The organism is Oceanobacillus sp. FSL K6-2867 (assembly GCF_037963145.1).
In the GTDB taxonomy this organism is placed as follows: Bacteria; Bacillota; Bacilli; order Bacillales; family Amphibacillaceae; genus Oceanobacillus.
This window is the reverse complement of the sequence record NZ_CP150144.1, coordinates 1,324,413-1,345,161: the sequence shown is the minus strand read 5'-3', so window position 1 is coordinate 1,345,161 and position 20,749 is coordinate 1,324,413. Positions and strand designations below refer to the sequence as shown.

Genomic DNA, 20,749 nt, shown 5'->3' with positions numbered 1-20,749 from the left:
AATCAAACTTAAAAAATGCAGGAGGGATAAAATGGGCGATCCAACCCCCTTATTAGAAGAACTTATAAAAATAGACAGCTCTACAAAATCAGGGGCGAATGAAGCGATTGCTTATTGTGAAAAATGGTTAACAGAACAAGGTCTCACCGTGAAAAATTTAGAAAATAACGGGTTTCACATGCTGGTTTGCGAAATTGGCCAAGGTAATGATACGATCGTATTAAACGGACATATCGATGTCATTGAAGCAGAGGAAAGACAGTTCCAACCCTATATTAAGGACGGAAAAATGTATGGCCGCGGGGCAGTCGATATGAAAGCAGGAGTGGCATCCTCCATGGCGGCAGTAGCACAATTAAAAGACACGGACTTAACATCCAGGATTATGCTTCAAATCGTTCCAGACGAAGAGACCGGTGGCATCAACGGAACCAAATATTTAACAGACAAAGGCTATTTGGGAGATTTTATTATTTGTGGTGAACCAACAAATATGGGGATTGCTATCCAATCCAAAGGAGTACTTCAGCTTGATATCAACGTCAAGGGGAAATCAGCCCACGGAAGTCGTCCATGGGAAGGCATGAACGCAATAACCAAAGCAATTAGTCTTTATGAAGAAATTTTAGAGCTTCCTTTTGCACAAGAAAGTTCCCCAATGTTTACGCAGCCTTCTATCAATCTCGCGAAGGTGCAAGGAGGAACCGTCTATAATAAAGTACCAGATCTATGTAAAATGTCTCTTGATATCCGATATCTGCCAGACCAATCTCCCGAGGAAATCGTTCATCAGATTCAGACAATAACAGATGGCACTATAACAACCCATAACAGCAATAATCCGGTCAAAACAAAAGCAGAAAATCCTTATGTGGAAGCATTGGAAGAGTCCATTAAACGAATCACTGAACTAGAAAAAGTATCCATTTTCGGTCAGCATGGTTCCAACGATGGTCAGTTTTTCACCTTGTACGGAGGTTCAGCAGTAGAATTTGGCCCTGTTGGCAGTGACTGGCATGGAGAGAATGAAATGGTCTATGTCAATTCGGTAAAAGAATATCAGGATGTGCTGGTGGATTTTATTCTGTCTTTGGATGATAATCCAGAAACTTAACGATGATTTCAGGCATATGAATAATCATTATGTGAACTATTTGCTTGTTCTGTAAAGGCCGGGTAATTGCTATCAGTTATTCCATATTTGTTTCAAACATTAGCTGAATGTTATCGAGATAAATAAAACGAAAGTAAAAAGGAAGCCTCTTATCATTCGTTCTGAATGATAAGAGGCTTCCTTTAAATTACGAGTTAACTTTTCCATCTTGCTATTTCATTAATGGCTGGGCTTCTTAATTTTATTTAATGCATCTTCTGCAGCCTTTTCGGTACGGTCTTTACCAGTTATGGCCATATCACCTAATGAAACGATACCTTTTAGTTGGTCATTATCCACTACCATCAGACGGGAAATTTGATGACTTTGCATAAGTCGGGATGCTTCCTCCACCTCCATATTTGAATAGCCCGTAACAACCTTCTCTGTCATAATTTGCTGTGCTTCCACATTACTGTAATCAGAATCCTTTGCTAGACCTTTAACTACAATATCCCTGTCCGTAACTACACCTAGAAATTTGTCATCTAGAATCGGCAGAAAACCTACATCGTTTCTTTCCATTTCCTTTGCCAATGTTAGCAGATCATCATTTGGCTTAGCAGTTACGACATCTTCCGTCATTATTTCTTGAAGTGTTGACATCAAAACTCCTCCTTGTTTGAAATAGTGACATGCTATGAAAAAACAGGCTAAAAGTGTTAGCCAATGTTATTGTTCGGTTCCCGATTGGGGAGGATTAAAACATTTTCAGACTACATTTTCTATGAAGGAGCTTCTTCTTAAGTCATTTAGAATTTCCATTTGAAGAGACAAGCATGATCTTATTATTTTGTTATAATACTGAGCTAATGCTCTATAGATTACTACCAACGATAATTCAGCGGTTATTTTTCCATTTTCGGACAGATATAACAGATGCACTTAAACCGTATTCTTGCCGAATTGTTTTTCTAGCTTCTGCAGGTGTACGGGCATTAATAGATTTAATGAGTTGTTTTCCATCCTGCTCTATTTTTACGTGAAAGCATTTTTCTCCGCATCTCAATGGAATCTCTCTCCTTGCTAATTAAACTTTTATACTAATTCCCGAGTACATTAGTCTCACAGCACATAGGGGGAATGACTAAAATCTTCCGGCTGCCAAGGTTCTTTATTGTTAATCATTCCAGGGATGAACAATTCTTTCTGTTTTTGGCATGGAACGAAAAATAATATTACTTACCTGCTGTGAATATTTATTAGCACCTTCTCTTTCAACAAGATAACATACTCTATTTGGTGGTGGGTCCTCTAGCAAGAATACATCGACTAATCCTCTTTTATAAAAATCTCTAGCAATTGAAACTGGAACAATTGCCCATAGGTCGGATTCTATTAAAAGATCCTGCAGCATTTTTGCGGTATCAATCTGAATATAGGTATTTGAAGCTGAGCCCCAATGTTTTTCATGCCATATTTGATAGTTTATTCCCCAGTTAATGTATAGCTGATTTTCTGCAAGCAAACTATCATTTGCAATCATCCTATTCTGCGGTGTCCTTTTTTTATGTTGAATAAGGACCATCTGTTCTGTAAACAATTGTTTTACACGAATATTACGCAATATCCGTTCTTGCAGTGATAATCCAATATCAACTTTCCTTTGTTCTATTAAAGAATAAATTTCATTTGACTGATATGTGCGAATGGCCAATCGAACAGTTGAAGCTTCTTTAGTAATTGTTTTGTACATGTCTTTAAAAATGTAATTATGTACACTGTCAACAGCCCCAATAGTAATCGTCATCTCATCAGTTCTCATTTTTACGTTTTTTGCTTCAGATAGTAATGATTCATATTCTAATGCAATTTGATAGAATCTCTCTCCCTCATTAGTTAAAGAAATACCTTTTACTCCTCTATCCCGATTAAGTAATACTATTCCATATTCCTTTTCTATAGAGTGCAGGCGCTGGCTAATAGTAGATTGAGATACATATAAGGAATTCGCTGCTTTTGAAAGACTTCCAAGTCTAATAGTAGTCAAAAAAGCTTCTATTTGATTTAGATTCATAAAATCCCCCCTTAAATATCTATTTTTTAAATAATTGATAGTTATAAATTTAATTTTACTATAATTTAATTATTTGTTACAATTTTCAATATTGAAAGGGCTTTCACAAAAGGAGGAGAAGATGCAATGAAACGTTGGTTAAAAATGCCGTTATACACACAAATTGCGATAGGCGGATTTTTAGGTATTATTTTAGGTATTATTTTAAGAGATAATGTAAAATATCTCGAACCATTTGGAACATTATTCATTCGTTTATTGCAAATGTTAATTATTCCATTAGTAATTACTTCTATTTTGGCTGGTATATTAAAAATGAAGGACGCCAAATCTGTTGGTAAAGTTGGGGGTGGATTTTTATTATATCTTGTTATTACTAGCCTAATTGCAACATCTATCGGTGTAATCATCGCACTTATTCTGCAGCCTGGTAAAGGTATGCAATCCATTTTAGACCACGGTGAACAAGTTGAATCCAGTGATTTTAACTTTATGGATCATTTTCTCTCATGGGTACCTAGTAATATATTTCAATCCTTAGGCGAGATGGATATGCTGCCAATTATTGTTTTTACTGTATTTATTGGTCTTGTAATGGTATCCCTTGGAAGGGACAAGGTTCCAATGACAACAAAAGTTATTAATGAAGTCTCCAATATTATGTTGAAGTTAACAGAGTATATTATTAAATTAGCGCCGTATGGAATTCTTGCATTACTTGCAAACCTAGTTGGTACTTTTGGATCAGACATGTTAACCGCGGTTATCAAGTTTGTAGTTGCTGATTTTATCGCATTAGGAATTATACTGCTTGTGGTTTATCCTATCCTATTAAAGCTTACTACAGGATTAAACCCAATCCAATTTTACAAAAATATTTATCCATCGATGCTCTTTGCATTTACTACATCAACTAGTTCAGCAACAATTCCAATATCTCTTCAAGTTACTAAAAAGAACTTGGGTATATCTGAGAAAACTGCAGGGTTCACGATCCCGTTTGGCGCAACAGTTAATATGGATGGTTTTGCCGTAGCAATTGGTGTGATTTCTGTTTTCGCAGCAAATCTATATGGCATGGAAATTAGTTTAGGATTAATATTACAATTTGTTTTATTGGGTTTAGTGTTATCCATTGGAGCTGCAGGGGTGCGAGGGGCCGGGATTGTTATGTCGATTGTACTTTTAGAGGCTTTGGGAATGCCTTTGCTAATTATCCCAATATTAGCAGCAATTTGGCCAGTAATTGATACAGGCCATACAACTTTAAATATTGCAGGAGATCTAAATGGTACAACCATTATTGCAAAGAAAACAAATGATTTAAATGAAGATGTCTTCAATGCGAAGAATAATAAATTAAACACAGATATAAAAAATGTTATTTAATCTAATTTTAGAAAAGGTCGTGTTTTTATGTCAGAACGTAACACAGAATTCTTTCCAAAGCAATTACAAAAAATTGTTGCATCACGTTTTTTATATTTGAATCAGGATTCATATGAAAATAATCGTCTGTTCTTTGAAAATGCTGGTGGTTCACTTCGTTTAGAATCTGTCGTGGATGCTCAAGCTCGCTTGACTGCATTACCAGATTGCCCAGAGCGCACACATGATACAGCACTCGATATTCGGAAAATAATTGACCAAGGTATACAAGACATTAGGCTCTTCCTGAATGCGAAAGATGGATCCATTGCTACATCATTAACAGCCTCAAAATTAATCTTTGAAATAATAAGTGTCGTTGCAGCTGCTTCTAAACAAGGAAATATTGTAACAACCGCAATTGAACATCCTTCCTCCTATGATGCTTGTCAATTCGCAGCTGAACAATACAATCATGAACTACGTGTTGCAAATGCAGATCCAGTATCAGGAAGTATACCAATTCGTAATATAGTAGATTTAGTCGATGATCAAACCGTATTAGTTTCTGTTATCTTAACTTCAAATATTACAGGGGCGATGCATAATATTAAAAAATATGCAGCAGAAATAAAAGAAAAAAATCCGCAGACAATTATTGTTGTTGATGGTGTACAAGGAGCTCCTCATGGGGTAATAGATGTTGAGGATTGGGAAATAGACGCACTTAATATTGCACCTTATAAAATGTTTGGCAATCGTGGCGTTGGATTTGCGTACCTTTCAGATCGTATTGCTTCCTTTCCGCATCATCGTTTATTGGCTACAGATCAAGATAATTGGAATGTAGGTAGTACAACACCATCCAATTTCGCTAGTTTTACAAAAATAATCAACTATATTTGCGAAATTGGCCGTTACTTCAATTCATCTGATGACCGGAGGACATTAATCGTTGAAGGAATGAATCGAATCCATTTACAAGAACAAGCAATTCTAAACCGGTTGATTAATGGGACTTCTCAAGTAATTGGTATAAAAGATATTCCAAATGTCACGGTTCATTTTGAAAAAGCTAATGGTAAAACTCAAGACTTAATATTAGCATTAACTTTTGATAATATTTCTTGTCCAGATGCTGTCCAAAAATATGGAGAAAATAATATTTTAGTATATGCAAGGGAATCTAGCAGCCATTATTCGAAAAGAATACTGGGAGCTGTAAAACTAGATGCTATTGTTCGTGTATCACCTATTCACTGTCATACACCTGGTGATATTGATAAATTCCTTGAAGTAACGCGATTGATCGCGGAAAATAGTAATTAAAAAAATCTATATCTCCTCAAAAGTGCCATTCTCCAGTAGTCTTTCAAAAGCATCGAGAAAATGGCACTTTTTTATGCTCCAAAGTTTTCCCTATAGTTTTGAAGGTGGATCTTAATTCCAATTCCATCTATGATAAATCTTTACATTTTCTTTAGACTTTTTACAAAACCTGTTGGTTATAATTAGAATATAAGCGGAGGAACCTGCATTTATTTAGTAATAGATATTGTAAAAATTATTGACATGTCTTGCAAAAGGAAACGCTTCAATCCTAAAGGAGGAATCGTTAATCATATGGCAAAATTACATGTATATGATTTTTCATTTCAGAATCTAAGCCAAAGAAATATGACTTTCCATCAAGTGTTTCAGCATATTAAACGATTTATGGAAAAGGAACGAAATGGCAACTATAAATTAATGTTTGGAACAGATTCGCAAGTGCATTCCAGCTATACACGATTTATTACAGGAATTGTGATTCACTGTGAAACAAAGGGTGCTTGGGCGTGTATCCGAAAGGTTATTATTCCAAGGAAAATGATGAATTTACATGAACGTATTTCCTATGAAACAACGTTAACCGAAGAAGTGGTATCGATGTTCAGTGAGGAAAAGAAAGAGCAGCTAATTGATATCATTTTGCCAAACATTTATAAGGGCGCTTCATTTACAATTGAAGGTCATATTGACATCGGTTCCGATCGGAAAAATAAAACAAAAATATTTGTTAATGAAATGGTTTCAAGAATGGAGTCGTTGGGAATAGAACCGAAAATCAAGCCGGAATCTTATGTTGCAAGTTCCTATGCGAACCGCTATACGAAATAAAAAAGTATACATACGTTTAAATTAGGAAAACACCTCACCTCCAGTACATGTTTATATGACATTTTTCTAATACTAACCTGGAGACTAAATACGGTTGGTGAGGAAAATTTGAAAACTTCTACGTACAATAAAGAAATAATAAGCTTATTAAATATGAATATTTATTGTGAATATGAACTTAATCATAAGCCGCCAATTATTTTTATTCATGGCTTTGTATCATCGGTTTACACTTTTCGCAGAATCATTCCTCTTCTCTCAGAACATTTTTCAATCATAGCAATTGATCTGCCAGGGTTCGGCAGAAGTGAAAAATCAACATCATTCATTTATACCTATGAGAATTATGGAAGATTGATTGCCGCTTGTATTGAACATTTTCAACTGGACAAGGTTTTTTTAGTTGGCCATTCCATGGGTGGCCAAATTGCATTATATACAACCAAGATAATACCGGAAAGAATAGATAAACTTGTACTTTTATCAAGCTCAGGCTATCTAGAGAAAGCAAAACGATGGCAACGCTACTGTTCTTATCTGCCTTTTTGTGAAATTGCAGTCAACTATGTGCTGAACAAAAAATCTGTTCCAGATAATTTAAAAAATGTGTTGTATGATCAGACCCTAATCACTAAGGAGCTCATTGAAGAATTTGGCCGTCCATTAAAAGAGAAAAATTTTAATAAATCGATGATGCGTTTATTGCGCTACCGAGAAGGTGACTTAACGAGTGAACAGCTTAAGAATATAAATAAGCCCGTCTTATTAATTTGGGGAAGGGAAGATAAAGTAGTGCCCTTTCATATTGGGACGAAATTAAATGGTGACCTACCAAATGCCGAATTAATTGCTTATGAAAAGACTGGCCATTTAATTACGGAAGAGAAGTCTGAAGCTGTTACGGAGGAGATACTCGGGTTTTTTAAGAAGTCCTAATTATTAATTTATGAGAGGGGGAGGAACCCCAACCCTTAACGATAGGATTCTCAAATGGTTTGACTTAAGTAAGTTGTTATAAACATTGCATTAAATATAGATAAAACGTAAACAAGCCATTTCCTTTGAGAATAGAGCTTGTTTTTTTTGAATCTCTTTACATATTGCAACTGAAACGAAAAGTATAATTAAAAAAGAAAGAGATAGAGAAATAAAAAACTATTGAATCGTTAGAAAATAATCTATATTATTAAAACTAAGTTAAAAACGCAATTTCAATGGAGATTAAATCGGTGGATTACAAAAAAATTCATAAGTATTTACTTTTGAATACGATTACTATTTTGGCTGTTTTCGGTTTGTCTAACCCACAGTTCACGCCGAAACGGCACAACTATTTAGTGAGGAGAAATATGCCGGTTTTTTTCAAATTATGACCTTGTTAACGAATTACATACTAAAGAAATGAATATTAAGGATGGGGAATTATTGATTACTGGTAATCATTCGTAGCATCAAATAAAAATTCGGGTGGTTTTAAAGCAAATGGAAAATAAAACGGATTTGCCAAAAAGTAAGAAAGTGTTTGTTGTCGCAGTATTCATTATTCTTTTGTTGCTCTCAACAACTGTATACTTTTACGTTCAATACAATAAAGCAAGCGAAAGCAATAAGAGAATTAAGTCCCACGCGGAAAGTGATGTATTATTCTATATAGAGCAGGAGAAAAATAGTATTGAATCGTTGATGACTAGAATTGCATCAAATAAACCAGCGGCTGAAAAGTCGGTACACGCTCAAGCGTATACCGATATAGAGGTTGTCCTAAAAGCGATCCAAACTCTTGAACACACCTTGGATAAAGAGCCTGAAGAAATGGAAGTTTTACGGTCATTGGAATTTACTTTGTCTAGTTTAAGAAGCATCTTAGGCCAAATTGATGGTTACTATGGATTTAGGAACCAACAACCATTTGAACTTAAAAATTGTGCGAGTGGTCGTATCGAAAATGAAGCAGATATTCACAATGAATTAAATAAATTTTTGAAGGTACTTGATTATTCAGATGGAGAAGAGTTGGATTGGGATTGGAACCATTTTGTTGCTAATTGGGAAGTGGATAACCCATACAGCTGCAGCTATTGAAACCAACTGCGGAAGAACTCATTTGACAGTAGAATACTATATTTTTAGTGTACGGTACAGGGATATTTATTAAAAAATTGGAAGTTAGCTAGAGTCTCTATAAAAAATCTGGCTAACTCTCTTATATTAATAATTTTTTTGCTTATCTCCAGCCAGTAGTAAAGTTAAAATGGGTTTGAAGTCGTTCCAATAAAAAAGTACGAAATAAAGGAATTTTAAAATCGGTCAAATAATTGTCTCAATATGTTCATAAATTTCCTTAGTATTAAAATAATTCCATGCTATACTAACGGTAGATATAGTTACATCCATTTGAGAAACATAAAAGTAAACCTAACGTGATGTAATTATATATTTTTATTCATATTTGTGAAGTAATTCACATGTATATTTGTGAATTACTTCACAATAAAGTGGAGGGATATATGATGAAACGCAAGTTAGTGATGATTGGAAATGGAATGGCTGGAGTTAGGAGTATAGAAGAAATTTTAAAAAGGAATCGTGAAGCGTTTAATATAACAATTGTTGGTGATGAACCTCACCCTAATTACAATAGAATTATGCTATCACATGTTTTACAAGGGAAAACCGGGATTAATGAAATAAATATTAATGGCTGGAAATGGTATGAGGATAACAATATTACATTATTTACAGGTGAAAAGGTAACCGAGATTGTCCATGAAGAAAAAGAAATTAAAACAGATCTAGGCAGAACAATTTCTTATGATGAATTAATTATAGCAACAGGTTCCAGTGCTTTTATTTTACCTGTTAATGGGAGTCAGCTTGAAGGGGTAATAGGTTTTAGGACTGTTCAAGATACGGAATTTATGATCGAGACAGCAAGTCGTTTTAAAAAAGCGGTTGTGATTGGTGGTGGACTTCTCGGCTTAGAAGCAGCGAGGGGATTAATGGACCGTGGGATGGAAGTGGAAGTCGTACACTTAATGCCAAGTCTAATGGAACAACAATTAGATGCACCAGCAGCAAAAATGTTGAAAAAAGACTTAGAAGCCCAGGGCATGAAATTTTTAATGGAAAAGCAAACAACTGAAATATATGGAAATGAGCGAGTGGAAGGGATTAAATTTTCAGATGGTACTTCCGTTGAATGTGACCTTGTCGTGATGGCGGTAGGAATACGACCGAATATACAATTAGCAAAGCATGCAGGTTTAGATGTAAATAGAGGTATCATTGTGGATGACCATATGCAAACGTCAATTCCTTCTATTTATGCAGTCGGAGAGTGTGCGGAACATAATGGCATTACCTATGGCTTGGTTGCACCGCTTTATGAGCAAGGAACAGCGCTTGCTGAATATCTAACAGGAGCAAAAACAACTGGCTATCAAGGGAGTATCTTATCAACACAATTAAAAGTTGCTGGCTGTGATTTATTCTCAGGTGGGAAAATTGCTGAAGATGATGAAACAGACGCTATTATCGTGCATGATCAGTTTGCCGGCGTTTATAAAAAAGTGCTAGTAGCAAATAACAAGGTTGTTGGTGTTGTCCTTTATGGAGATGCATCAGATGGAACAAGATTATTTACAATGCTGAAGAAAGAAACAGATATAAGTGAGTTTACAAGTGCTGCTGTTCTCCAAAAGGCGGGAGAAGATGCTGTCGATGAAATGATTGCAGATATGAGCGCAGACGAAACAGTCTGTGGCTGTAACGGTGTAACGAAAGGCACAATTGTCCAAGCAATTTTAGAGCAGGATTTGAAGTCATTTGAAGAAGTGAAAACTTGTACAAAGGCTGGTGCGTCTTGTGGAAAATGTCGAGGCGTTGTTGAAGGGATTCTCTCTCATACACTAGGGGACAGCTTTGATCCGGCAGCAGAGAAAACAGGCATGTGTGCATGTACGTCACTGACACGTGATGAAGTAGTTGCAGAAATTAAAGAAAAAGGATTGCAATCACCGAAAGAAGTTCGTAATGTGCTCAAGTTTACGAATGAAGAAGGCTGTCCCGCTTGCCGACCAGCACTCAATTACTATATGAGAATGGTTTGGCCAGAGGAATATGAGGATGATAAAGCTTCCCGGTTTGTAAATGAACGGATGGATGGAAATATCCAAAATAACGGTACTTTTTCTGTTGTACCTCGGATGTATGGCGGTACAACAACAGGTGATGAATTAATTCGACTTGGAGAGGTTGCCAATAAATATGACGTGCCATTAGTAAAAATTACAGGTGCAAGCCGAGTCGGGTTATATGGAGTAAAAAAGGAAGATGTTCCACATGTATGGGAAGATCTAGGTATGCGTTCAGGATATGCCTATTCAAAGTCATTACGGAATGTGAAATCCTGTGTAGGGTCACGATTCTGTCGCTTTGGTACACAGGATTCCCTGGGGTTAGGAATCAGGCTGGAGAAAGAGATAGAAATGGTAGATACGCCACATAAGATGAAAATGGGTGTGTCAGGATGTCCTCGTAACTGTGCAGAGGTATTAACGAAAGACTTTGGAGTTGTCTGTGTTGAAAATGGCTACCAGCTCTATTTCGGAGGTAATGGTGGTACAGAAGTACGGGAATGTGATTCCTTTATAACAGTAAAAACAGAAGATGAAGTTATTAAAATAGCAAAGGCATATACGCAATATTACCGTGAAACAGGTATTTATAATGAAAGAACAGCTCCATGGGTAGAGAGAATTGGAGCGGAAAATATCAAGCTTATTCTATCAAACGAAAACCGGAATGCTGAATTGGTTGAACGATTCAACCAGGCAAAAAATACGTACGAAGAAGCTTGGTCAAGCACACTTCTTAACATGAAGAAAAAAGAGATGTTTGAAATTGTGAAAATATGAGCAAATGATAAATAGTCCGTTGCTGAAAAATAGGAGGTCATCTACTGATGAAAACAAAAGAAATAGTTAAAATCATGAAACTTGAAAGTCTGCCGAAACAAATAGGAAAAGAAGTTCATGTAGGCGGGGAATCCATTGCTCTGTTTCATTTGAGCAATGGGGATGTCCGGGCAATAGGGAGCAGATGCCCGCATACAAACGGACCTTTAGCAGAAGGAATCGTTTCCGGAGAGTTTGTATTTTGTCCCCTACAAAACTGGAAAGTCTCACTCATCACAGGTGAGGTTCAAAAACCGGATGATGGTACTGTACCAACGTATGAAACAAAAATCATTGATGGCTATGTATATATAGCGGTGTAGACGATGGAAAATAAAAAAGGTTTTGTCTCATTTGTCGGTGCAGGTCCTGGAGATATCGAATTAATTACAACAAAAGGCTTGGAATGCTTAAAACAGGCAGATGTCATTTTATACGATCGTCTTGCTAATCCAAGGTTATTACGTTTTGCAAAACAATCTTGTGCATTTATCTATTGCGGGAAGCTGCCGAATCGACATATCATGCGACAAGAGAATATCAATCAATCACTCGTTCAGTTTGCAAAACAAGGAAAATACGTTGTTCGTTTAAAAGGTGGAGACCCTTCCGTATTCGGAAGGGTCGGTGAAGAAGCAGAGGAGCTTGTTGTATCTGATATACCTTATGAAATTGTCCCAGGAATCACCTCTAGTATTGCAGCGGCTGCTTATGCGGGAATTCCTGTTACACATCGTCGTTACAGCAATAGTTTTACACTTAGAACCGGTCATGCTTGTGTAAATAATGAACAAATGAATGAGGACAAAAATCATACAGGCGATACAATCGCTTACTACATGGGAATGAAGAAACTGGTTGAGAATTGCGATGATCTGATTAACCAAGGAAAACCGCTTGATACAAAAGTAGCTATTATTCAATGGGGAACTTTAGGAAAACAAAAAGTGGTAAAAGGAACGCTAGAAACGATTAAAGACATTATTGAGAAAGAGAATATTGGAAATCCCGCTATGATGATTGTTGGTGACGTCGTTGCGCTTAGCGAATCACTTGCTTGGTTTGAAAAGAAAAGATTTAGCGGAAAAAGAGTGATCATTGCAAAAGCAACGGCAAGTACGTTTGGTCTGGAACGTTATTTTGCAGAGCTGGGAGCAGAAGCATATTCATTTCCACTCTTTAAGAAGCAAAGCAACCAATTTACCCAAAATGAATTAGAAGCAATAATGAATGCGGAAAAACTAATCTTCGCCGCTCCAGAAAGTGTGGAACTGCTGTTTTACGAATTAGCAAAGGCGAATTTTGATATTCGCGACTTGCCTCGTAACATTGAGTACCAAACAGAGAAGGCAAAACAAGCATTAGCTGCGAAAGGAATTATGGCGGCAAAAGCACAGGGAAGTAATGAGGGTGCAATCATAATTGGCCCCGAAGGTTATAAAAATAAGGAAGCGAAGGTATATTATTCTCATGAGTGGCTTGTCGATTCACGTTTTGATGCAATTAATAAGCGACTGCTGATGGAAGACAAATGGGAGACCGTTATTTTTCCAAATAAAGCTGCTGTGAAGTGCTATGTAGAAGAATTAGAGAAGCTTGATATTCACCACCTTGATGCTATTCAATTTGCCTATATTGGAGAAACCGTAAAGGAATATGCTTTTGGATTAGGTTTTAATACAGTTGATGAATCAATCCAGACTGAATTGGAGCGGATGGAATGGAATGGAGGTGTGGAGAATGATTGATGCTGTTGTGTATATTGGACACGGCAGCCGACGTGATGAAGGGAACGAGCAATTTATAACATTTATTGAATCGGTTAAGACGGATGTTCCCTTACCGAATCAAGAAATAGCATTCTTGGAATTAGCGAATCCAACCATTGCTGAAACAATTGAAATGTTAATTGAAAAGGGTGCCGAACGATTTCTTATCGTTCCTGTTCTTCTATTTTCAGCTGTCCATCACAAACAGGATATTCCAGAAGCATTGCAAGCAATTCGTTCTAAGCACGAGCACATATCTTTTCTAATAACAGATCCATTTGGTGTTCATTCGAATATGATTAAGCTTGTAGTTAAACGGATTGAAGCTGAAATAAATGAAAAGGACGCAGCAGTTTTGCTTGTAGGTAGAGGTAGCAGTGACACTAACCCGATTATGGGATTACAGCAAATCGGTCGAGCTGTTGAACAAAGACTGGATAAACCAGTATACGAAGCTTTTCTGACAGCTGCTGTTCCAAGCTTCGATACAGTGATAGCAAAGCTGCAAAATCAATATGAGAAAGTCTATGTCATGCCCTATTTATTATTTACGGGATTATTGCTGAAGCGGATAGAACAGACTATCGGCCCATCTCAAGACTATTTTCATCTATGTAAAAATCTGGAGTTCGATGTGTTGATGAAGCAAACATTAATCGAGCGAATCGAGGAGGCATTTCATGGAGCAGTTGTATCCAATGATGATGAAACTGCATGGCAAGAAAGTTGTCATAGTTGGTGGAGGTCAAATAGCTCTGCGTAAAGCAAAAGGGCTTGAAGGAACAGGTGCAGCAATTACGGTGGTTAGCCCACGTATCCTCGAGGAGCTGAAGCAATTACATGATGTTACGTGGAAGCAGAAGGAATTTGAAGAGAAAGATATCGAAGGAGCACATCTGATTTTTGCAGCTACGAATAACAAATCAATTAATAAAAATGTTTGCGCGTGCGCCGTTGATTTTCAATGGGTCAATGATATAAGCGATAGTGAAAACTCTAGCTTTATCACGCCAGCAATCGTTCGAAGAGAGAAGTTTATTTTGACAATATCAACATCAGGAGCAAGTCCAATATTAGCGAAAAAACTGAAACAAGAGCTAGAGGAACGCTACGATGATCAGATGGGGGAATTAGTAAATGCTTACGAGAAAAGGAGAAATAAAAAATGATGGAGACAATAACTGCGTTTAGTAATACAGCCGTATTAAAAGTGAACCAATTAAAGAATAGTAAAAGCAAGTATTTTCTGATGGCGATGCTAGCTGGACTTTTCGTCGGACTTGGAATCATTCTGATTTTTACAATCGGTGGACAGCTTGATGCTTCTAATACTCCAGGCACTAAAATTATTATGGGTATTTCCTTTGGCATTGCTTTGAGTTTAGTCATCATGGCTGGAGCAGATCTGTTCACAGGGAATAATATGATTATGACCATTGGACTCTTAATGAAAAAAACAACTGCCCTAGATGCAGGCCGAATTTGGGTGTACAGTTATTTTGGTAATTTTGCCGGGTCCATTCTAGTTGCCGCACTTTTCTTTTATTCAGGGCTAGCATCGGGTGACACAGCCACCTACATTACTTCCGCAGCAAGTGTGAAAATGAATGCACCATTTATGGAATTGTTTGTTCGTGGAATACTTTGTAATATACTCGTTTGCTTGGCAGTTTGGTGCTCGGTCAAGCTGAAGGATGAAACAGCTAAATTAATCATGATATTCTGGTGTTTATTTGCTTTCATTACATCTGGCTTTGAACATAGTGTTGCGAATATGACATTACTATCACTTTCCTTAATGGTCCCGCATCCGGAAACTGTTTCACTTGCAGGTCTTGTCGCGAATTTAATCCCAGTATCAGTTGGTAATATAGTTGGAGGTGCTCTATTCATCGGAGCTGCCTATTGGTATGGAATAACTGATAAACGTTCGAAGGAACAGCCCGCGGTCAAACAAAGGCTTAAAAAGGAAGCCTAAAAATTCGGTGAACCTTTACAATTAGTCTATCTGAGTAATGCAAAGGGCTATGTCTATTGATCAAATGTGTAAAATTCAGCTAACTAGGGTTCTGTAAGCTGTTGGCAACCATTTAAGTTCATTATTAAATTTATTTTTAAATTATGGTAGACTAAAAAAGTAAAACAAGCCCAAAATATGAAAAGGGGTAAACCATGTTTAAAAAAATAATGAAACAAATTAAGAATCTTTCACAAGGCAGCAGTGAACGCAGACATAGCCGTTATCGACGAGGCAGCAGCAGTGATCGGAAAAAACGTTATTATCACCGGGGAAGCAGTAGCAGCAATCGGCGGTATAAACGATCACCAATGAGTGGAAGCAGCTACTACAAACGGAGAGGAAGAAGCAGCAGCTAATCCTTTTCTTTAACCCTGTTGTATTTTAAGTGCGTTTTGAAGATCAACTGAAATTTCATTCGCATTTAAGTATGGTTCATTAATTTGCAATAACCTTTTCAATAAATAAGCGGTTTCCTTTTCTAAAGAAAGTTCTTCTGTCCAAGGAAGAGCTTTTTTATTTTTAGAAGAGTACGTTGTATAAAGCAAAAATAAAAGTATTTCTCCTAAATCATAATAATCCTGTTGCTTCCACTCCAGAACATCTTTAAGTGAGTGATGGGAATCAACTGCAGTGCTATGCTTTGCCAAGCCAAAGTCGATCAAAAATAAGTCCTTTTTATTCAGTAAAATGTTGGGGATACGTAAATCCTGATGGTAAATGCCTTTGCTGTGAATGTAATCAACTAATTCAAGCAGTTGAGTGAGAATTAGTAGTGACTCTTTCTCATTAAAAGTTTTTTTGTGTGGGAAAATTTGGTTTTCCAGATTATCTCCCTCCATGAACTTCATGACATAAAATAAGTTTCCGTTCGTTGAAAAGGATTCAATGAACGTCGGAATTTGTTTGTGGCTCAGCGTACGCAAAACAAAGATTTCATTTTCAAACAACTCAACTTCATTATTGTTACGGTACTTACTTGGCCGAAGCTGTTTGACTACTCTTTTCTCGTTTACTTTTAAATCTCTGCACAGATAAACGATACCAAAGCTTCCAATTCCTGTAACACGTAATACCTTATAACGATTGTTTAACATTACTCCATTTTTTATAGGCTTATCTACAAAAAGCTGATGAATTTTTCGAATTATACGCAAAGTCAGTTTCAAACCTTTCCAAATAAGATCCATAAAAAGCGATTCAATATGTTAGTAATAGATCCAGTAAGTATACATTTACATGTCCCTATAGGAGATTTTTTTTGTGATTTCATGAAACACGTGATGTATTATTACTTTTCCCAAAAACTTCGTAAATTTATTATAGGCTATTTTGCAGTGCGTGTATAAGATTAAAAAAATAAACCAACCTAAAATGAATGAACAATAGGGAGGAATATTTTATGCCACAGTATATAAGAGACATCATGACATCTAATGTTATGACAATCAATGAGACACAATCTGTACAAGAAGCAGCGGCTATTATGAGCCAGTATAATGTTGGGGCTATACCAGTTGTGAACAACAGTGGGCAAATGGTTGGGATTATAACAGACCGCGACATCACATTGCGTACAACTGCACAAGGTCAAAATGCCCAAACGCCAGTATCCCAAGTAATGACAGCCCAGCAAATGGTACAAGGAACTCCGGATATGGGTGTGCACGAGGCTGCACAATTAATGGCTGATCAGCAAATTCGCCGATTGCCTGTTGTAGAAAACGGTAACCTGATTGGAATGGTGGCATTGGGAGACTTAGCTGTTCAAAATCAATATGCTAATGAAGCTGAACAGGCGCTTGCCAGCATTTCCACACCATCTGCTCCACAATCGTAGAGTAACTTATTGGTTTCAGAAAGTGTTTCTTAAATGCTTTTTACACCAAGTCAGGCTAAACCTAGTGAGCAAGTAATTCTACTCTTAAAAATTGTTGAAATATCTAATTTTGGTTAGTGACAAAATAAAGAAGTTATGTGTTAAAATGAATAAAGAAAATGGAGAGTAAATCAATGATACAGGGTTTACTCTCCACTTTTATTTTGACAGAATTTCTAATGATAAAAAGCGATTTTAACATAGGAGTGGAACAGGTTGAATAAAAAAGATATAGCAAATATTCGCAAGCAGTTCAAAGTAAATAATGATTTATTAAAACTTAATGAAATCTTTAATGTATACATCATGAAAGAATCGAGTGATATTTACCATCATCAAAGTACACCATTTGAGATGCTCGAAGTTGAACAGCAGGAACTATTCATGGCTAATTTTAAAAAAGTACTAACGGGTCAATTGGATGAAAAAGTATTTGAACTCAAATTCCAGCGTGATGTGGAAAATAGCAGTCAGCTTATTCTGCACCAAGGTCTGCTTAGTCCAGAAACAGAGGACTGGAAGGAACAAATGCTCAAGCTTGTTGAGAAAATGCTGAAGGATAAGCAATATGAAATGGATATTGTCGTAACGTTCATCCGTGGAGAATATAGAAAGCCGATGAAGCGCCAGAGTGAAGAAGGGGAAGAAAGCGAGAAAAACACCGTATACTCCCATCCCTTTATTCTATGCAGTATGAATAAGACACTAGATCCGAAAAAGGAATTATTGTTTGATTATGTGGAAAAGGAATTTAAATATAACTTTGTTGTGGACCCAATTATTAATCTGAACGCACCGATATCTGGATTTTTATTCCCTTGCTTTACAGAAAATGCGGCAGATGTAAATCATATTCTCTATTCAGCTGGGAAAGCGAATGAGTTAAACTATCATTTTATTGAAGAAGTATTAAATGCTGAAGAGGCTATGACTGCCGGAGAGGATAAAATTGTCTTTGAGGAAATTGTGAAAAAGGTTGTAGGCGATCAAATCGATACAGCTACGCTCTCGAATGTATATGAGGAAATCAATAGAGTCGTAGAGGAAAACGAAGAAGAAGACGTGCCAAAACTAGATTATAAGGATGTAGAGAAGGTACTGAAAAACAGTGGTATAGAGGATGTCGATACAGAAAAGGTCGAAACAGCGTTTAAACGAGTGATCGATGATGAATCCTATGAATTAAAAGCGAGCAGTATCATGCCGAAATATAATTCAAAGTCAATTAAAATAAAGACAAAAATAGCGGATATATCGATTAGTCCACAAGATTTAAGGTATGTCCGTCAAATTCAATTTGATGGCAAGCTCAGCTTAATGATTGAAGTAGAAGAAAATACGGTCATTGAAGGATTTGAGGTAATCCCAGAGGTTTTATTTGAAAAAAAACAAGAAAATGAAGAATAATGGAGACCCAATTTTATTTATAGCCAGCTAGAAAAGCATCATTCTTTTCTAGCTGGTAGTTTTTAGTCGACTATTAATTATTTTCTGCCATTCTGCCAAGTGGTCCATCTTCATTAATAATATCCTGAATGTCATAAACAGATATTGGAAACATTGGGAAGCCGAACACATATGGTGTTAAATCATATAATTGAAAATAAATAACGATGGTTTTGTCTGCAATATAGTAGTCTTGATTCGGAGCGATTTCCTTAAATTCATTAATTAATGGGATATCACGTTGCTTAATTTGTTCTTGAATTAATTGGGAGAGCCGTTCGACATAATTGCTGCCTGGTTTAAATAAATCTTTGAGTTCGCAAGGCTGTTGCTTTTTAAGGTCGTAGGTTAAGGAATTAATAAAGGTCATTCCATGGGCAGCGTGATAACGGTAAGCATAATTCGTAAAGGTAAAGCTTAGAACATCACGCTGGTTATTTTTAATTTCAAAATAACCTAGCATTTCTTCAAGTGTTGTCGGTGAATCTCCAACTTGCTGATCAATCAGCTGTTGTGTTTTTAGCACAATGCTTCGGTTGATTGCTTGCTCAAGCTCATGATTATGCGTAAGGAAAACTCGTGGATAATAAACAGTCTTATTCGCTCCATCACTTATCTGAAATGTTTGTATCTCTGTTGGGAGAGAGATAGGCATTTTTCTCATCCTTTTTTAACACATCTTATTCCTAAAAGATGTAAGATGTGAAAAAGGCATCGGCAGCACTGTCCTTATTGCGAATTTATGTTGTAAATAACAATGAGGTTATCCATGCAATGTGCTTAGATAACCTCGTTGTTTATTATTTATTTCTTACTTACTGCTATTTGGTAATCCAGTGAAAATGGTGTGCGGTCTGCTAGAATTAGATAAATAGAAATGGCAAGCAGCGCTATGTCTAATTCATATCCATCGAGAAATCCTAAGGAAAGTTTCGCTGTAAAGATAGCTCCTAGCATGATAATAGCGATTAAGACAGAAACAATTTTCGTTCCAATACCAAGAATTAGAGCAATACCACCAATTAATTCGATAAATGCGACAATGTATGCTAAAAATCCTGGGATTCCAAGACTTTCAAAATAGCCTGCTATGTTGCCAATTCCAGCTTGAAACTTATCCAAACCATGTATGAAAAAAGTTATCCCTAAAACAATTCTTAAGATAACGGAACCTGCTTCATTTTTAGTCATGTAACTTTACCTCCTGTTTAATTTATTACTAAGTTACTTTATATAAGTGGATATATAATAATAACTTATGTAAGTCAAGGGTAGGTTTAAATTACATAATATTTTGTTTATTTGAAGTTTATTTCGTAAAGGATTACTAGTTTTTATCTCGAATTATTACAAAGGGATCATATTCATATAGGAGTTGAAGCAATTGAAAAGTAATGAGGTGGAAAAGCAATTTCACACGTTAACCAAACAGCGTGAAGCTTTTTATCAGAATACAAAGTTGGACTTTGAGCAGGAGTGGAATAGACCTTTTCCTGACAAGTGGTCAATAGGTGAAACGTTATATCATTTGTACTTAATGATAAGGTTATTTAGGCGGTTTTCGAATTACTATATTCCCGTCATGCTGCCGCTTGCCTATGTTCGAAAGCAACAACCCTATAAAACAGAAATACATAATATTTATGAAGAATATAGAGGCAAAAAGAAAAGACCAATGCGTGCACCATCGCTAATTATGCGGCCTTCTGGTCTGGAGAATAAATGGAATGTTACTGAAATTGAATGGTTTTTGTAATATGAGACAGAACAGCTAAAAATATACTGAAACATATTCCACAGGACATGTTGGGACAAATTTATTATCCAGATCCGATTGCTCATTATCCGAACTTAAATCAAAGCATTCACCTTCTCGCCATACATGAAAAGCATCCTTTTGATTTAAGCTTAAAATACCTTTCAGAAAAAGATAACATGTAAATCGCTTGCGACTATCACATTTAGAAGGTATCGTTAAACCTATT

General features: G+C 36.3%; 22 protein-coding genes. 16 read left to right on the top strand and 6 right to left on the bottom strand.

All coding sequences use genetic code 11. The features are described 5' to 3' along the window. Nucleotides 1-31 precede the first annotated feature (31 nt). Entirely contained in the window at nucleotides 32-1,114 is a 1,083-nt protein-coding gene (locus tag NSQ77_RS06570) for an ArgE/DapE family deacylase (RefSeq protein ID WP_339229745.1), read from the top strand. A 219-nt stretch (nucleotides 1,115-1,333) separates the two neighbouring features. Here the strand turns inward: NSQ77_RS06570 and NSQ77_RS06565 are convergent, their stop codons facing one another. The 3 genes from NSQ77_RS06565 to NSQ77_RS06555 form a co-directional block, all read right to left on the bottom strand. Further along, nucleotides 1,334-1,759, bottom strand: coding sequence for a CBS domain-containing protein (locus NSQ77_RS06565; protein ID WP_339229743.1), 426 nt, complete (start codon nucleotides 1,757-1,759; stop codon nucleotides 1,334-1,336). A gap of 235 nt (nucleotides 1,760-1,994) precedes the next feature. Then, nucleotides 1,995-2,162 (bottom strand): hypothetical protein, encoded by a 168-nt coding sequence (locus NSQ77_RS06560; protein WP_339229742.1) that lies wholly within the window; start codon nucleotides 2,160-2,162, stop codon nucleotides 1,995-1,997. Nucleotides 2,163-2,273: 111 nt separating this feature from the next. Next, a complete protein-coding gene (locus NSQ77_RS06555; RefSeq protein ID WP_339229740.1) occupies nucleotides 2,274-3,170 on the bottom strand; it encodes a LysR family transcriptional regulator in 897 nt (298 codons plus the stop codon). Between the two features lie 126 nt (nucleotides 3,171-3,296). Between NSQ77_RS06555 and NSQ77_RS06550 the strand changes: the two genes are divergently transcribed. The 12 genes from NSQ77_RS06550 to NSQ77_RS06495 all read left to right on the top strand — a co-directional run bounded on the left by NSQ77_RS06550 (nucleotide 3,297) and on the right by NSQ77_RS06495 (nucleotide 15,798). Further along, nucleotides 3,297-4,559: a dicarboxylate/amino acid:cation symporter gene (locus tag NSQ77_RS06550; RefSeq protein WP_339229738.1), complete on the top strand. Its 1,263-nt coding sequence runs from the start codon at nucleotides 3,297-3,299 to the stop codon at nucleotides 4,557-4,559. A 27-nt stretch (nucleotides 4,560-4,586) separates the two neighbouring features. Continuing rightward, the gene (locus NSQ77_RS06545) at nucleotides 4,587-5,867 is read left to right on the top strand and encodes an aminotransferase class V-fold PLP-dependent enzyme (RefSeq protein WP_339229736.1); all 1,281 of its coding nucleotides are present in this window, start codon (nucleotides 4,587-4,589) and stop codon (nucleotides 5,865-5,867) included. 294 nt (nucleotides 5,868-6,161) lie between these two features. Next, entirely contained in the window at nucleotides 6,162-6,698 is a 537-nt protein-coding gene (locus NSQ77_RS06540) for a ribonuclease H-like YkuK family protein (protein WP_339229734.1), read from the top strand. A 108-nt stretch (nucleotides 6,699-6,806) separates the two neighbouring features. Next, complete coding sequence (locus tag NSQ77_RS06535) at nucleotides 6,807-7,634, top strand: alpha/beta hydrolase (RefSeq protein ID WP_339229732.1); 828 nt, start codon at nucleotides 6,807-6,809, stop codon at nucleotides 7,632-7,634. Nucleotides 7,635-8,180: 546 nt separating this feature from the next. Beyond that, nucleotides 8,181-8,780, top strand: coding sequence for a hypothetical protein (locus tag NSQ77_RS06530; RefSeq protein WP_339229731.1), 600 nt, complete (start codon nucleotides 8,181-8,183; stop codon nucleotides 8,778-8,780). Nucleotides 8,781-9,208: 428 nt separating this feature from the next. Continuing rightward, nucleotides 9,209-11,614 (top strand): nitrite reductase large subunit NirB, encoded by a 2,406-nt coding sequence (gene nirB / locus NSQ77_RS06525; RefSeq protein ID WP_339229729.1) that lies wholly within the window; start codon nucleotides 9,209-9,211, stop codon nucleotides 11,612-11,614. A gap of 44 nt (nucleotides 11,615-11,658) precedes the next feature. Next, a complete protein-coding gene (nirD, locus tag NSQ77_RS06520) occupies nucleotides 11,659-11,976 on the top strand; it encodes a nitrite reductase small subunit NirD (protein WP_339230945.1) in 318 nt (105 codons plus the stop codon). Between the two features lie 3 nt (nucleotides 11,977-11,979). Continuing rightward, nucleotides 11,980-13,401, top strand: coding sequence for a uroporphyrinogen-III C-methyltransferase (gene cobA / locus NSQ77_RS06515; protein WP_339229728.1), 1,422 nt, complete (start codon nucleotides 11,980-11,982; stop codon nucleotides 13,399-13,401). Further along, nucleotides 13,394-14,185: a sirohydrochlorin chelatase gene (locus tag NSQ77_RS06510; RefSeq protein WP_339229726.1), complete on the top strand. Its 792-nt coding sequence runs from the start codon at nucleotides 13,394-13,396 to the stop codon at nucleotides 14,183-14,185. Before cobA ends, NSQ77_RS06510 begins: the two co-directional genes overlap by 8 nt. Next, nucleotides 14,103-14,591 (top strand): NAD(P)-dependent oxidoreductase, encoded by a 489-nt coding sequence (locus NSQ77_RS06505; RefSeq protein ID WP_339229724.1) that lies wholly within the window; start codon nucleotides 14,103-14,105, stop codon nucleotides 14,589-14,591. Before NSQ77_RS06510 ends, NSQ77_RS06505 begins: the two co-directional genes overlap by 83 nt. Further along, nucleotides 14,588-15,400, top strand: coding sequence for a formate/nitrite transporter family protein (locus NSQ77_RS06500; protein WP_339229723.1), 813 nt, complete (start codon nucleotides 14,588-14,590; stop codon nucleotides 15,398-15,400). The genes NSQ77_RS06505 and NSQ77_RS06500 overlap by 4 nt, the downstream gene beginning before the upstream one ends. 194 nt (nucleotides 15,401-15,594) lie before the next feature. After that, a complete protein-coding gene (locus tag NSQ77_RS06495; RefSeq protein ID WP_339229722.1) occupies nucleotides 15,595-15,798 on the top strand; it encodes a hypothetical protein in 204 nt (67 codons plus the stop codon). Between the two features lie 9 nt (nucleotides 15,799-15,807). Here the strand turns inward: NSQ77_RS06495 and NSQ77_RS06490 are convergent, their stop codons facing one another. Next, complete coding sequence (locus NSQ77_RS06490) at nucleotides 15,808-16,629, bottom strand: protein kinase (protein WP_339229720.1); 822 nt, start codon at nucleotides 16,627-16,629, stop codon at nucleotides 15,808-15,810. A gap of 212 nt (nucleotides 16,630-16,841) precedes the next feature. On the opposite strand from NSQ77_RS06490, the gene NSQ77_RS06485 reads away from it, so the two are divergent. Together NSQ77_RS06485 and NSQ77_RS06480 are read left to right on the top strand one after the other, a co-directional pair. Continuing rightward, nucleotides 16,842-17,279, top strand: a complete 438-nt coding sequence (locus NSQ77_RS06485) for a CBS domain-containing protein (RefSeq protein WP_339229718.1) — start codon at nucleotides 16,842-16,844, stop codon at nucleotides 17,277-17,279. Between the two features lie 255 nt (nucleotides 17,280-17,534). Beyond that, nucleotides 17,535-18,725: a DUF4317 domain-containing protein gene (locus NSQ77_RS06480; protein WP_339229716.1), complete on the top strand. Its 1,191-nt coding sequence runs from the start codon at nucleotides 17,535-17,537 to the stop codon at nucleotides 18,723-18,725. 73 nt (nucleotides 18,726-18,798) lie between these two features. Here the strand turns inward: NSQ77_RS06480 and NSQ77_RS06475 are convergent, their stop codons facing one another. Both NSQ77_RS06475 and NSQ77_RS06470 read right to left on the bottom strand, forming a co-directional pair. Next, a complete protein-coding gene (locus tag NSQ77_RS06475) occupies nucleotides 18,799-19,419 on the bottom strand; it encodes a DUF3298 domain-containing protein (protein WP_339229714.1) in 621 nt (206 codons plus the stop codon). Nucleotides 19,420-19,568: 149 nt separating this feature from the next. Beyond that, on the bottom strand, nucleotides 19,569-19,955 hold the full coding sequence (locus NSQ77_RS06470) for a DoxX family protein (RefSeq protein WP_339229712.1): 387 nt from the start codon (nucleotides 19,953-19,955) through the stop codon (nucleotides 19,569-19,571). A gap of 193 nt (nucleotides 19,956-20,148) precedes the next feature. On the opposite strand from NSQ77_RS06470, the gene NSQ77_RS06465 reads away from it, so the two are divergent. Beyond that, nucleotides 20,149-20,520 (top strand): hypothetical protein, encoded by a 372-nt coding sequence (locus NSQ77_RS06465; RefSeq protein ID WP_339229710.1) that lies wholly within the window; start codon nucleotides 20,149-20,151, stop codon nucleotides 20,518-20,520. The last annotated feature ends 229 nt before the right edge of the window (nucleotides 20,521-20,749 follow it).

Bases quoted from the DNA above. Each gene is read 5' to 3' on its own strand.
- NSQ77_RS06570 (WP_339229745.1), top strand. From the start codon at position 32: ATGGGCGATCCAACCCCCTTATTAGAAGAACTTATAAAAATAGACAGC.
- NSQ77_RS06565 (WP_339229743.1), bottom strand. From the start codon at position 1,759: ATGTCAACACTTCAAGAAATAATGACGGAAGATGTCGTAACTGCTAAG.
- NSQ77_RS06555 (WP_339229740.1), bottom strand. From the start codon at position 3,170: ATGAATCTAAATCAAATAGAAGCTTTTTTGACTACTATTAGACTTGGA.
- NSQ77_RS06550 (WP_339229738.1), top strand. From the start codon at position 3,297: ATGAAACGTTGGTTAAAAATGCCGTTATACACACAAATTGCGATAGGC.
- NSQ77_RS06545 (WP_339229736.1), top strand. From the start codon at position 4,587: ATGTCAGAACGTAACACAGAATTCTTTCCAAAGCAATTACAAAAAATT.
- NSQ77_RS06540 (WP_339229734.1), top strand. From the start codon at position 6,162: ATGGCAAAATTACATGTATATGATTTTTCATTTCAGAATCTAAGCCAA.
- NSQ77_RS06530 (WP_339229731.1), top strand. From the start codon at position 8,181: ATGGAAAATAAAACGGATTTGCCAAAAAGTAAGAAAGTGTTTGTTGTC.
- nirB (WP_339229729.1), top strand. From the start codon at position 9,209: ATGAAACGCAAGTTAGTGATGATTGGAAATGGAATGGCTGGAGTTAGG.
- cobA (WP_339229728.1), top strand. From the start codon at position 11,980: ATGGAAAATAAAAAAGGTTTTGTCTCATTTGTCGGTGCAGGTCCTGGA.
- NSQ77_RS06510 (WP_339229726.1), top strand. From the start codon at position 13,394: ATGATTGATGCTGTTGTGTATATTGGACACGGCAGCCGACGTGATGAA.
- NSQ77_RS06505 (WP_339229724.1), top strand. From the start codon at position 14,103: ATGGAGCAGTTGTATCCAATGATGATGAAACTGCATGGCAAGAAAGTT.
- NSQ77_RS06500 (WP_339229723.1), top strand. From the start codon at position 14,588: ATGATGGAGACAATAACTGCGTTTAGTAATACAGCCGTATTAAAAGTG.
- NSQ77_RS06495 (WP_339229722.1), top strand. From the start codon at position 15,595: ATGTTTAAAAAAATAATGAAACAAATTAAGAATCTTTCACAAGGCAGC.
- NSQ77_RS06490 (WP_339229720.1), bottom strand. From the start codon at position 16,629: ATGGATCTTATTTGGAAAGGTTTGAAACTGACTTTGCGTATAATTCGA.
- NSQ77_RS06485 (WP_339229718.1), top strand. From the start codon at position 16,842: ATGCCACAGTATATAAGAGACATCATGACATCTAATGTTATGACAATC.
- NSQ77_RS06475 (WP_339229714.1), bottom strand. From the start codon at position 19,419: ATGCCTATCTCTCTCCCAACAGAGATACAAACATTTCAGATAAGTGAT.
- NSQ77_RS06470 (WP_339229712.1), bottom strand. From the start codon at position 19,955: ATGACTAAAAATGAAGCAGGTTCCGTTATCTTAAGAATTGTTTTAGGG.